The sequence below is a fragment of the Streptococcus oralis subsp. oralis genome, assembly GCF_002096445.1.
Lineage (GTDB): Bacteria > Bacillota > Bacilli > Lactobacillales > Streptococcaceae > Streptococcus > Streptococcus oralis_N.
On sequence record NZ_NCUK01000013.1, the window covers coordinates 552,359 to 564,842 of the forward strand.

At 34.6% G+C, this 12,484-nt stretch carries 12 protein-coding genes and 1 pseudogene; all 13 read left to right on the forward strand.

Annotated elements, in window-relative coordinates; genetic code table 11:
- The 13 genes and pseudogenes from B7721_RS06060 (at position 1) to B7721_RS06115 (ending at position 12,483) form a co-directional block, all read left to right on the forward strand.
- Positions 1-1,725: an ABC transporter ATP-binding protein gene (locus B7721_RS06060; protein ID WP_084878055.1), complete on the forward strand. Its 1,725-nt coding sequence runs from the start codon at positions 1-3 to the stop codon at positions 1,723-1,725.
- 21 nt (positions 1,726-1,746) lie between these two features.
- Positions 1,747-2,334 carry an MptD family putative ECF transporter S component gene (locus B7721_RS06065; RefSeq protein WP_042768183.1) on the forward strand — a complete coding sequence of 196 codons (588 nt, stop codon included), beginning with the start codon at positions 1,747-1,749 and terminating at the stop codon, positions 2,332-2,334.
- Positions 2,331-3,020: an energy-coupling factor transporter transmembrane component T gene (locus B7721_RS06070; RefSeq protein ID WP_162837406.1), complete on the forward strand. Its 690-nt coding sequence runs from the start codon at positions 2,331-2,333 to the stop codon at positions 3,018-3,020. Before B7721_RS06065 ends, B7721_RS06070 begins: the two co-directional genes overlap by 4 nt.
- Entirely contained in the window at positions 3,014-4,384 is a 1,371-nt protein-coding gene (locus B7721_RS06075; RefSeq protein ID WP_084878056.1) for an ABC transporter ATP-binding protein, read from the forward strand. The genes B7721_RS06070 and B7721_RS06075 overlap by 7 nt, the downstream gene beginning before the upstream one ends.
- Before the next feature lie 299 nt (positions 4,385-4,683).
- Positions 4,684-5,100, forward strand: coding sequence for a sigma factor-like helix-turn-helix DNA-binding protein (locus tag B7721_RS06080; protein WP_049489416.1), 417 nt, complete (start codon positions 4,684-4,686; stop codon positions 5,098-5,100).
- Positions 5,101-5,182: 82 nt separating this feature from the next.
- Positions 5,183-5,521: a DUF3847 domain-containing protein gene (locus B7721_RS06085; protein ID WP_049489417.1), complete on the forward strand. Its 339-nt coding sequence runs from the start codon at positions 5,183-5,185 to the stop codon at positions 5,519-5,521.
- 235 nt (positions 5,522-5,756) lie between these two features.
- Positions 5,757-7,391 carry a MobQ family relaxase gene (mobQ, locus tag B7721_RS06090; protein ID WP_049489418.1) on the forward strand — a complete coding sequence of 545 codons (1,635 nt, stop codon included), beginning with the start codon at positions 5,757-5,759 and terminating at the stop codon, positions 7,389-7,391.
- Positions 7,392-7,505: 114 nt separating this feature from the next.
- Positions 7,506-7,829: a hypothetical protein gene (locus B7721_RS06095; protein WP_049489419.1), complete on the forward strand. Its 324-nt coding sequence runs from the start codon at positions 7,506-7,508 to the stop codon at positions 7,827-7,829.
- An 11-nt stretch (positions 7,830-7,840) separates the two neighbouring features.
- Positions 7,841-8,863: a PDDEXK nuclease domain-containing protein gene (locus B7721_RS06100; protein ID WP_049489420.1), complete on the forward strand. Its 1,023-nt coding sequence runs from the start codon at positions 7,841-7,843 to the stop codon at positions 8,861-8,863.
- Positions 8,864-9,004: 141 nt separating this feature from the next.
- Complete coding sequence (locus B7721_RS10400; RefSeq protein WP_049489421.1) at positions 9,005-9,190, forward strand: transposon-encoded TnpW family protein; 186 nt, start codon at positions 9,005-9,007, stop codon at positions 9,188-9,190.
- Between the two features lie 17 nt (positions 9,191-9,207).
- Positions 9,208-9,433, forward strand: a pseudogene (locus tag B7721_RS10315) (putative PEP-binding protein); the annotation flags it as partial.
- Complete coding sequence (locus B7721_RS06110; RefSeq protein ID WP_084878058.1) at positions 9,375-9,815, forward strand: ASCH domain-containing protein; 441 nt, start codon at positions 9,375-9,377, stop codon at positions 9,813-9,815. The pseudogene B7721_RS10315 and the gene B7721_RS06110, both read left to right, overlap by 59 nt.
- A gap of 121 nt (positions 9,816-9,936) precedes the next feature.
- Positions 9,937-12,483 (forward strand): M1 family metallopeptidase, encoded by a 2,547-nt coding sequence (locus B7721_RS06115; protein ID WP_084878060.1) that lies wholly within the window; start codon positions 9,937-9,939, stop codon positions 12,481-12,483.
- The last annotated feature ends 1 nt before the right edge of the window (position 12,484 follow it).

Genomic DNA, 12,484 nt, shown 5'->3' on the forward strand with positions numbered 1-12,484 from the left:
ATGGTTTCTTATTTTATGAAAAAATATGCGATGTCAGAAAAAGGAGCAATTAACTTAAAAAAAGCCATATTTTCACACACGCTTGTTAATTTAACTAAATTGTTCGCACCAATGATCGGTTTTATGTTTCTGTTTCAGTATATAGGCATTTTAAAAAGTATTGAGAGTTACAATTTTACTTCTGTTCATTATATTGCACTAATTGTAGTAATGATGATTGTGATGTTCTTAATAGCGAGGTGGGATTATGTAAGACTTTACACCAATGTGTACAACGAGAGTGCAAATTCAAGAATTGAGTTAGCGGAAAAGTTAAAGAAATTACCTCTTTCTTATTTTGGTAAAAGAGATTTGGCAGACCTTGCGGAAACCATGATGAATGACATGAACTTATATGAAACAATTTTTTCTCATGCTGTACCTCATATATATTCAACGGCTATATCCACAAGTATTATTGCTTTAATGCTTATCTTCTATAATTGGAAACTTGCACTTGCAGCCCTTTGGGTAATTCCCATTTCTATTTTGATTATATTTTTATCAAAGAAAAGTCAGAAAAAAATAGTACAAGGCTGGATAGATGATAATCGTAAGGTTTTTGATAATCTACAGGAAAATATAGAGCAGATAGAGCAAATAAAATCTTACAACTTAGAAGATAGGATGTTAAATGATTTTTTTGAAAAATTAAATGCATCCACAAAACAGAAGACGAAAGGTGAAGTTATAGCCGGAACACTTACAGGAATAGCTGCCGCAATTTTAAAGCTTGGAATTATAAGTGTTGCCGTTATCGGCGTCAACATGCTTATGGCAGGGGAGGTAAGTGCGCTGGTTTATATCGCATTTTTAATGCTTACAGCAAGTATTTATCTTCCTATAGAAGGAATAATCACCTTTATGTCAATGATAGTTATGCTTGATGCGGTTGTAGGGAGAATAAAGGAAATAAAGACCATGCCTGTTCAAAAAGGCAAAAAAGATATTGACATTAAAAATTACGATATTGAGTTCAAGGATGTTTATTTCGGATATGATGATTATTCTGTAATAAATTGTGTGAGCTTTACTGCAAAGCAGGGTGAAATCACTGCGCTAATCGGTTCAAGCGGAAGCGGAAAAACAACTCTCACCAAGCTTGCTGCAAGATTTTGGGATATAGATAAAGGAAAGATTTTGATAGGGGGAGAGGACATCGGTAAAATTGATCCGGAAACACTCCTTAAAAATTTCTCTATCGTTTTCCAAGATGTTACTCTTTTTAATTCAAGCATAAAAGATAATATAAGAATTGGTAAAAAAGGAGCTACAGACGAAGAAATTGTAAGAGCAGCTAAAATAGCAAGATGCTATGAATTTATCAATAAAATGCCTGAAGGAATAGATACCATAATAGGTGAGAACGGACAAAGACTTTCAGGAGGAGAAAGACAGAGAATATCCATAGCAAGAGCTATTTTGAAGGACGCACCAATCATATTGCTTGATGAGGCTACAGCATCTCTGGATGTTGAAAATGAAAGTCTAATTCAAGAGGCTTTATCCGAACTTATAAAAGAAAAAACGGCAATTGTTATTGCTCATAGATTAAGAACAATAAGAAATGCAAACAAAATCGTTTTATTAAATGCCGGAAAAATAGAAGCGATAGGGACAGATGAAGAACTTTGTAAAAGCTCGGAATTTTATAAAGCAATGCTTAGAAAATCAAATATTCAGTGAAAACTTATTTAGAAGGAAAATATAAAAATGGAAAAATTAAGAATTAAAGATTTAGTTACGATAGGTGTATTTACAGTAATATATTTTGTACTTATGTTTGCTTCGGGAATGATTGGTATTGTACCGATTTTATACTTGGCATACCCTACACTGGCAGGCATTATAACAGGAATAGTTATAATGCTCTTTATGGCAAAAGTTCAAAAATCATGGGGATTATTTATACTTGGGTTGATTTGTAGTCTTTTAGCAATTGCAATGGGAAATACATATGTAATATTGATACATGCTGTAATCAGTATGGCAATTGCGGAACTTTTAAGAAAAAAAGGAGAATATAAATCATTTAAATTTAATATGCTCTCATTTGTCGTATTCAACACTTGGATTTGTGGTTTCCTTATGCAAGTTTTGTTGGCTAAAGACAAGGTTATTAAACTGGCGGAAACAGGCGGTATGGGTCACGATTATATAATGAAGCTCATAGCACTTTTGAATTATCGAAGTATGGTATTAGTATATATCGGTGCTGTTGTCGGCGGGATACTCGGCGCATATATCGGTAAAGTCTTTTTGAAAAAGCATTTCGAAAAAGCTGGTATTGTATAATGCTCGTTTCTTTAGACAATCCATATAATCCCAATCCAATTAGTAAAATTTTAGTAAGTTTTTCACTTGGATTTGCTGTATTTTATAAAGTAAATACCTATTTTGAATGGGGAATTGTGCTTCTTATTTCATTTCTTTTTTTAATGAATGGATTTAAGAAAGAAGCCTTAAAAAACATATCATTTTTTGGGGTTCTTTCTTTGATACCTAATCTTGATGTAATTAGAAATATGAATGCGATTTTAATGATGTTTTTTATGCTATTTGCTGTATGTAAGATGTTTTATCTTCCATTTAGTGCGGGAAGTTTTTTTTTAAAAACATCGGATGTAGGAAGTGTAATATCCTCAATGGATAAAATGAATTTACCTCGTACTGTTTCTATACCAATTGCTGTAATGTTTAGGTTTTTTCCTTCATTTAGGGAAGAAAGTCACAATATAAAACTTGCTATGAAAATAAGGGGTATTACATTTAAAAATCCAATTTCATACATCGAGTATGTAATTGTGCCTTTACTTGTTATGTCTTCTAATATTTCTGATGATATTGCAAAGGCAGCAGAAACAAAATGTATTGAAAATCCTGTTAAAAAAACTAGGTACATATCCGTCAAAACGAAAACAGTTGATTTTGTTTATGTGCTTTCAATACTGATTATGGTTATAGGAGGAGCTTTATGGTAGAAATTGAAAATTTATCTCTATCTTATGGAAATTCTCCTAAAGTGTTAAAAAACATTTCTTTAGATGTAAAAAAAGGCGAATGTGTATTATTTACTGGGAAAAGTGGTAGCGGAAAATCTTCAATTATAAATTCTATCAATGGGTTAGCTGTACGATATGATGGAGCTTCTATGGGTGGAACCATCAGGATTGATAATAAAGATATTAAAAACCTCGAATTATACGAAATATCGCTCTTAGTATCAAATGTATTTCAAAATCCAAAGACACACTTTTTCAATATAAATACTACTCTTGAATTACTTCTCTATTTGGAGAATATAGGACTTTCAAAAAAACAAATGGATGAAAGACTAAATGATATGTTGGATTTGTTTCCGATAGAACATCTTTTAAATAGAGATATTTTTAAGCTTTCGGGTGGAGAAAAGCAGATTTTATGTATTGCTGCAAGTTATATATCTGGAACGGAAATCATTGTTTTAGATGAGCCTTCATCAAATCTTGATGAAGAAAACATTTTAATCATAAAAGAAATGCTTATAAAACTTAAAGATAAGGGGAAAACTCTTATAATCTCAGAACATAGAATATTTTATCTAATGGATATTGTAGATAGAGTTTTTTTGATTAAAGATGGGGAAATACAAAAGGAATATACTCAAATAGATTTTATGAAAATACCGTCTGAAAAGCTAAAGAAGTTAGGTTTAAGAAATAAGAATAGAGTAAAACTTACAGTACCCGAAAATCAAAATAAGGGAAATTTAGAAGTAAAAAACATTGAATTTAAGTTTAATGGCATAGATAAAAAATTGCATTTAAAAGACCTCTCTTTTGAAATGGGAAAAATTTACGGCATAGTAGGAACAAACGGACTTGGTAAATCCACTTTGCTCAGATGCCTTATAGGCTTAGAAAGAAAATCGAAGGATGAAATCTATTTGGACGGCAAAAGACTTTCAAAATCAGATAGGCTAAAAATATCCTCTCTTGTAATGCAGGATGTTAATCATCAGCTTTTTACCGATTCCGTCATAAAGGAAGTGAGTCTTGGAATAAAAAATATTGAAAGCAGTTATGTTGAAGATATTCTAAGAAAACTTGATTTGTATGAATTGAAGGATTGTCATCCAATGAGCTTGTCAGGCGGACAAAAACAAAGAGTGGCAATTGCATCCGTATTGTGTAAGAATTCTAAATTCATATTTTTTGACGAACCAACAAGCGGAATGGATTATTACAACATGATGAATATATCGCATCTAATTAACGAATGCAAAAGTGATAATAAAATAATATTCATTGTTTCCCATGACCAAGAATTTTTAAATTCTACAGCTGATTATGTTATGCATTTATAAATATCAACAGAGGGTACTATTATTTTTCAAGACTAAAATAAAGGAGATAAAAAATGTTAATGTTAAGGAGATAAAGTTATGCGATGGTATGACATGATAACAGAAAGAGTAAGCATAAGGTACCTTCTTTTATTGTGTGATATTAAGATATTTAGTTTAAGAAAATTTTTATTCGATATTAAATAGCATAGTAAAAAAGCATGTATTTTTCAAAGAGGACTTTTTACGCCAAAGTGTAGAAGCCCTCCTTTTTTATTCTCAAAAACCAAAACAGAGAACATAAAAAGGAGGATAGCACAATGGGTAAAAAAGAATATTACATCTATGTTAGGGGAAAAGCTGTACCTGTAAGTGAAGAAGTTTATAAAACCTATTGGAAGATAACAGAGCATGAAAAGTATCTCCAGAGAAAGGATTGGAAGTATAATGTAATTTCATTTTCAGCATTAGATTATGATGGACACTTTGTAGATAACATCATAGATGAAAGAATAGACTTAGAAAAAATTGTAGAAGTCAAAATGCAAATTGAAGAACTAAACAAGGCATTAAATCAATTGACAAAAGAAGAAAGAGAGCTAATGGAAGCCATCTTCTACAGAGAAGAAAGTCTAAGGTCTATCGGCAAAAAAGAAAAAGTAAGCTATCAAACAATCGGAAAAAGGAGGGATAAAATTTTAGAGAAACTGAGAAAGATTTTAGAAGATAAAATCTAAAATAGTGAAGAGGAAGGCTATTTATCTAAAAAAGGTATGTAGCCTTTTTCAATGCAAAATACTAAAAAGGAGAATTAAGAAAATGAAGAAGGAAAAAACATTACAAGAAGTACAGGAACAAATTTTTGAACTTCAGGAAGAAAAAGAAAAGTGCGATGTAAAGCTGAAACAACTACAAAATCAAGGAAAGAAATTAGAAAAGCTGGCAAATGAAAAAGAACGAAAACGAAGAAATCACAGGCTTATACAAAGAGGGCTAATCGTAGAAAGGGTAATAGAAAATCCTCTTCTGTTTACCGATGAGGAGATAGAAAAAATGCTTAAGATTGCCACTGATACCGCAGAATACCAAAAAGCCTATGATGAAGTGATAAGTAAAAAGGATATGAAAAATGAAACCGAAGAAGAAATGATTGAATAAAAAAACTTTAGTTTTTACAGAAGCTCCCTGCAAGGGCAAAAGCTCCGCAGGGCGCAAAGCACCCTTTAGGGTGTATAATTGCGCCCTTAGTAAACTAAGGGATTTTAGCAAGCCTTTGAAAATCCAAAACTTAATAAAAATATGCTGATAAAGCAGATAGGAAAAGATACAAAAAATAGCCTGTCTGCTTTTTCTTTACCTGAAAACAAACAAAAAATGGAAGGAGCTTACACAGATGGCAGAAACATTTCACTTTAATATATCAATGATAAGCAGAGGAAAAAGTAAAAGTGCAGTTGCAAGTGCAGCCTATATTTCTTGTGAGAAAATCAAAAATGAATGGGACGGAGTGACTCACGATTATCATAATAAAAAAGGATTACTTCATTCGGAAATATTCTTACTGGAGAACATACCAAAAGAATTTCAAAACAGAAGTTTTTTATGGAACAGTGTGGAGCTAAACGAAAAAGCAAGCAATGCTCAACTTGCAAGAAATTTCATCATAGCCTTACCGAAAGAATTATCCTTTGAGGAAAACAAAAAACTTATCACAGAATTTATACAGGAAAATTTTGTATCAAAAGGAATGATAGCAGACCTTGCAATCCACGATGAAAGTAATGAGGGAAATAATAATATTCACGCCCATATCATGACAACACTTAGACCGATTAATGAAAAAGGACAGTGGCAAGCTAAAAGCAAAAAAGAATATATCCTTGATGATGAGGGCAATAAAATTCTAAATAAAAACGGAAAACCAAAAACAAGAAAAGTCGAACTTACTGATTGGAATAACAAAGGTAATGCAGAGAAATGGCGAGAAAGTTTTGCTGAAATCTGTAACATCTATCTTGAAAGAAACAATCTTGAAAAAAGAGTAGACCATCGTTCTTTTGAAAGACAGGGGATAGAAGAAATCCCAACCATTCATTTAGGAGCAAGTGCCAGTGCTTTAGAAAGAAAAGGCATTGAAACCGACAAAGGAAATATCAATAGAGAAATCAAAAAGCATAATTCCTTAGTCAAAGCGATTAAAGAAAGAATATCGGAGCTTACTTCTTGGATAGGCTCCTTAATCGGAAACTTGCAAGCAAAATATGATGAATACAAACAAGAGAAAAAAGAAGAATATGAAAGCGAAGCGGAACTCTTTAATCTCTATGAATACATTTCTATTTATCATGACTTGCAAGGAGAAAAGGCAAGAAAGTTAAATCCTTATGCAAGCAATAAAAAGATAGGAGCAGACCTAAGACGGTTTTCAAAGGCAAGGATATATTTGAAAGATAATAAACTTCAGACCATAGCAGATCTACAGGAAAAAATCTTTGAACTGGCAAAGCAAAGTAAAAAAATAAGCAGTGATATTCAAGAAAAAACACAAAGAATAAAAGACCTAAACCAATGTTTAATCTGTTCTGACATCATCAAAGAAAACAAAAAAGTCTATCAGGAATATAAGAGTAAAACACTATTCAAAGACAGCTTTTACAATTCTCATAAAAAGGAAATAGATAGATACCTAAGAGCAAGAAAGACGATAGAAAAATTTACCGGAACATCATCTATTAAGCTAAATGAATGGGAAAAGGAAATTACAAAACTTGAAAAAGAAATAGAAACCTTAAACAAAGATAAAATTAAAATTCAAGATGAATTTAAGCAGATAGACCATATCAAATATGCGGTTAAGACAGTAAATGATGATTATGGAATAGACCTAAGTATTGAGATTGACAAGGCGATTAAGCGTGGAGAAAAGCCAAGTGTTATTGCACAACTGAAAAAATTCCAAGAACAACAGGAAAAAGCAGAACAATATCATAATAAGGTAAAAGAAAAGTACAGAGGAGAGGAAAGATAGGATATATTCTATTATAAGAATAATAAGGTTGTTGAATTTGTTATATGGAAAAAATCTCGTATTTATGATGCAATGATATGATAATAAACTCAGTTATAAGGAGAGGATATATAAATGCGAATTCAATTTACGGTAACAGATGAAGAACTGAAAATTTTAACTAAAAAGGCAGAAGAGGGTAATTACCCAAGCATTAGTGAATATTGTAAGTGCAGCAGTTTACAAGAAAATACAAGCTATGCCACTCTATATTATACATTACTAAATAAAATAGGCTCATTGCCGAAAGGTAAAGAGTTCGTTTTACGAGAGTTAATCGCAACACCTCCGGCTTTGATTGGTAGATGGTTTTATGAAAATGTAAATAACGGACTTGTAAAAAATGTAGAACACATCGGAAAGGCTGAAGGTGGAGTAGAAAAATATAAGAGAATTTAGGAGATAGGGTCATGGAAAACAATTTTTATAATGAAATTAAGAATATACTGATAAGCGCAAGAAATAAAGTTTATAAAACAGCAAATTTTGCTATGGTTGAAGCTTATTGGAATATTGGTAAGAGAATTATTGATGAACAAGGCGGTAAAGATACAGCAGAATATGGGCAAGGTTTATTGCAAGAACTATCTAAACAGATGACAAAAGACTTTGGCAAAGGCTTTACAGTTGCAAATCTTAAGAATATGAGACAATTTTATCTTACTTTTCCAAATGGCTACGCACTGCGTAGCGAATTGAGTTGGACACATTATCGAAGTCTTATGCGTGTTGAAAATGAAAATGCAAGGAACTTTTATTTAGAAGAAGCTATAAAATCTAATTGGAGTACAAGGCAACTTGACAGGCAGATAAACAGTTTTTTCTATGAAAGATTATTATCAAGTCAAAATAAAGAAGAAGTGTCAAAAGAAATAACACAATTGGAAAAAAGCAAAAGCCCTGAGGATATTATAAGAGATCCGTATGTGTTGGAGTTTTTAGGTTTGGAAGCTAATACAGATTTTTATGAAAGTGATTTGGAACAAGCCTTAATAACTCATTTACAGAAATTTCTTTTAGAATTAGGGAGAGGTTTTTCATTTGTAGCAAGGCAGAAAAGATTTACCTTTGATGGAAGACATTTCAGAATAGATTTAGTATTTTATAACTACATATTGAAATGCTTTGTTCTGATAGATTTGAAGATTGGAGATTTAACACACCAAGATTTAGGACAAATGCAGATGTATGTTCATTATTATGAAAGAGAAATGATGAATGAGGGAGATAATCCTCCAATAGGCATTGTACTTTGTGCTGATAAGAGTGATTCCATTGTTAAATATACTCTTCCGGAAGATGAAAAACAGATATTTGCATCAAAATATAAACTGTATTTACCAAGTGAAGAAGAACTTTTAAATGAATTGAATAAGGAATATCTAACTATAGAAAGCTATGCAGATAAAGAAAAAGATAAAAAATTAAAATAGTTAATTGGTCAGAAAACATCTGACTCATTAAAAATGAAATTTAATATTCAAGATAACAATTTGTGAGCTTGAAAGAACGAAGTTAAACGACTGGGGAAAAAACCAGTCGTTTTTTGGTGTAATGAATAGGAGGAAAACTATATGTACGAAAATAAAAATGAACAGAATACAGGAACAAAAACGATAAAGAAAGTTGGAAAAGTGACCTATGAAGTTGTTGTCCATTTTAATAAAAATGCTACTGAAACAATGCAAGACAAATTAAAACGCATAATGCTTAGAGAAATGGAGAGAGAAAAACATCAAAAAAGTGATAAAAATGATTAGAAAGTCCTTGACAAGTTGTTACAGGCTATCTGAATCTTTCTTTCATACAAAAAATGAATCAGATGGGTATCAAATGTATTATCCACTACAGTTCTATTCCAGAGATTTTTGATTTAGAAATTAACCATCCAGACCACCTCAAACGTGTAAAAGAAGAAAGTAAAAAATTACAAAGGAGCAACCCATGACACCGCAAGAAATGTGGAATGCATACAAGAAAATCAATCCCTCAATCGGAGATGAGATCGATGCTTGGGCTTTTGGAGTAGAAGCCGATCTCTTGGCAGATTTGGTTTTAAAAGGTGAAAAGACGGCAACTGCATCAGCCTATGATCTTTATGCAGTCGATAACGAACCCCTTCCACAAGAAGGGACCTTCGATGTCATTTTAGACAGTCAAAATCAGGCTGTCTGCATTGTCGAAATTACAAAGGTTTCTGTCGAATCCTTTAATCATGTTTCTGCTGATCACGCCTTTAAGGAAGGGGAAGGTGACAAATCCCTAGCCTATTGGCGTCAGGTTCATGAGGACTGTTTCGCCGAGTGGCTGAGAGAGGCAGGACTAACTTTTACGCCTGACAGCAAGGTTGTTTTAGAAGAATTTCGTAAAGTCTACCCACTGTAGACTGCTAGGAGGAAGAAAGTTTTGGAAATCACCGTCCAATCCTTTTTTCTTAAGCAAAACATGATATAATAAGTTTGTTTGAATAAGAGTAAAACTCTTAAACTTAGAATAGGAGAAAACTATGCAAGCAGTTGAACATTTTATTACGCAATTTGTTCCTGAACATTATGATTTATTTTTGGACTTGAGTCGTGAGACCAAGACATTTTCTGGGAAGGTGACCATCACTGGTCAAGCCAAGAGTGACCGTATTTCCCTTCACCAAAAGGACTTGGAAATCGCTTCTGTAGAAGTTGCGGGTCAAGCTCGTCCATTTACAGTTGATCATGAAAATGAAGCCCTTCATGTCGAATTGGCTGAGGCCGGTCAAGTTGAATTGATTATCGCTTTTTCAGGAAAAATCACAGATAACATGACAGGGATTTACCCTTCTTACTACACAGTGGATGGTGTCAAGAAGGAAGTCTTGTCTACACAGTTTGAAAGCCACTTTGCGCGTGAAGCCTTCCCATGTGTGGATGAGCCAGAAGCCAAAGCAACCTTTGACCTCGCTCTTAGATTTGACCAAGCAGAAGGCGAACTTGCCTTGTCAAACATGCCTGAGATTGATGTGGATAACCGCAAGGAAACAGGTATCTGGAAGTTTGAGACAACACCTCGTATGTCATCTTACTTGTTGGCCTTTGTAGCTGGTGACTTGCAAGGGGTTACCGCTAAAACTAAAAATGGTACCCTCGTAGGTGTCTACTCTACAAAAGCACATCCACTTTCTAACCTTGATTTCTCTTTGGATATCGCCGTTCGTTCAATTGAGTTCTACGAAGATTACTACGGAGTTAAGTATCCAATTCCTCAATCTCTCCATATCGCCCTTCCTGACTTCTCAGCAGGTGCTATGGAAAACTGGGGTCTGGTGACCTACCGTGAAGTTTACTTGGTTGTGGATGAGAACTCAACCTTTGCCAGCCGTCAACAAGTTGCCCTAGTTGTAGCACATGAGTTGGCTCACCAATGGTTTGGAAACCTCGTGACTATGAAATGGTGGGATGACCTCTGGCTTAATGAAAGCTTCGCCAACATGATGGAATACGTCTGTGTGGATGCCATTGAACCAACTTGGAATATCTTTGAAGACTTCCAAACAGGTGGTGTTCCAGCGGCACTTAAACGCGATGCGACGGATGGTGTTCAGTCTGTCCATGTTGAAGTTAAACACCCAGATGAAATCAATACCCTCTTTGACGGAGCTATCGTCTATGCCAAAGGAAGCCGTCTCATGCACATGCTTCGTCGTTGGCTAGGAGATGCTGATTTTGCTAAAGGTTTGCATGCTTACTTTGAAAAGCACCAATATGGAAATACCATTGGTCGTGACCTTTGGAATGCCCTTGGTCAAGCGTCAGGTCGTGATGTTGCGGCCTTCATGGATTCTTGGTTGGAACAACCTGGTTATCCAGTTCTCACTGTCAAAGTTGAAAATGATGTCTTGAAGATTTCGCAAAAACAATTCTTCATCGGTGAGCACGAAGACAAGAACCGCCTCTGGGTAGTGCCACTCAACAGCAACTGGAAAGGCTTGCCAGATACACTTGAAACTGAAAGTATCGAAATCCCTGGCTACGCCGCTCTTCTTGCTGAAAATGAAGGAGCTCTTCGTCTCAACACTGAAAATACTGCCCACTATATTACCGACTATCAAGGAGACTTGTTAGAAGCTGTTCTTGCTGAGCTAGAGATACTTGATAACACAAGCAAACTGCAAATTGTTCAAGAACGTCGTTTGTTGGCTGAGGCAGGTCATATTTCTTATGCTGATTTGCTCCCAGTCCTTGATAAACTTGCTAAAGAAGAGTCTTACTTGGTAGTTTCAGCTGTATCTCAAGTGATTGCTGCCCTTGAGCGCTTTATCGATGAAGGAACAGCAACTGAGAAAGCCTTTAATACACTCGTTGCTAAATTGGCTCGTCACAACTATGACCGTCTTGGTTTTGAAGCCAAAGATGGTGAATCAGATGAAGATGAATTGGTTCGTCAGTTGACCATTTCCATGATGATTCGCTCTAATGATGCAGAAGCTAGTCAAGTCGCTAGCCAAATCTTCGCAGCTCACAAGGATAATCTTGCAGGACTTCCAGCAGCCATCCGTGCACAAGTTCTTATCAATGAAATGAAACACTATGAGACCAAGGACTTGGTCGCAACTTATCTGGACCTCTACACTCATGCGACGGATGCGGTCTTCAAACGCCAGTTGGCAGCTGCTCTAGCCTACAGTACAGATGCTGACAATATCCAAACCTTGATTCGTTCATGGAAGGACAAATTTGTGGTGAAACCACAAGACCTTTCTTCATGGTACCTCCAATTCCTCGGACACCAAACAACTCAAGAAACTGTTTGGGTATGGGCGCGTGAAAACTGGGATTGGATCAAGGCAGCTCTTGGTGGGGATATGAGCTTTGATAGCTTTGTCATCTTCCCATCACACATCTTTAAAACAGAAGAACGCTTGGCTGAGTATAAGGAATTCTTTGAACCGCAACTTTCTGACCTAGCTCTTAGCCGTAATATCCGCATGGGGATCAAGGATATCGCAGCGCGTGTTGACTTGATTAAGCGTGAGAAAGCAGCAGTCGAAGCTGTTGTAGCCCAATATGGCAAGGCTTAAT

What these genes read in the sequence shown, in the direction of transcription:
- B7721_RS06060 (WP_084878055.1), top strand. Translation starts at nt 1, where the DNA reads ATGGTTTCTTATTTTATGAAAAAATATGCGATGTCAGAAAAAGGAGCA.
- B7721_RS06075 (WP_084878056.1), top strand. Translation starts at nt 3,014, where the DNA reads ATGGTAGAAATTGAAAATTTATCTCTATCTTATGGAAATTCTCCTAAA.
- B7721_RS06080 (WP_049489416.1), top strand. Translation starts at nt 4,684, where the DNA reads ATGGGTAAAAAAGAATATTACATCTATGTTAGGGGAAAAGCTGTACCT.
- B7721_RS06085 (WP_049489417.1), top strand. Translation starts at nt 5,183, where the DNA reads ATGAAGAAGGAAAAAACATTACAAGAAGTACAGGAACAAATTTTTGAA.
- mobQ (WP_049489418.1), top strand. Translation starts at nt 5,757, where the DNA reads ATGGCAGAAACATTTCACTTTAATATATCAATGATAAGCAGAGGAAAA.
- B7721_RS06095 (WP_049489419.1), top strand. Translation starts at nt 7,506, where the DNA reads ATGCGAATTCAATTTACGGTAACAGATGAAGAACTGAAAATTTTAACT.
- B7721_RS06100 (WP_049489420.1), top strand. Translation starts at nt 7,841, where the DNA reads ATGGAAAACAATTTTTATAATGAAATTAAGAATATACTGATAAGCGCA.
- B7721_RS10400 (WP_049489421.1), top strand. Translation starts at nt 9,005, where the DNA reads ATGTACGAAAATAAAAATGAACAGAATACAGGAACAAAAACGATAAAG.
- B7721_RS06110 (WP_084878058.1), top strand. Translation starts at nt 9,375, where the DNA reads ATGACACCGCAAGAAATGTGGAATGCATACAAGAAAATCAATCCCTCA.
- B7721_RS06115 (WP_084878060.1), top strand. Translation starts at nt 9,937, where the DNA reads ATGCAAGCAGTTGAACATTTTATTACGCAATTTGTTCCTGAACATTAT.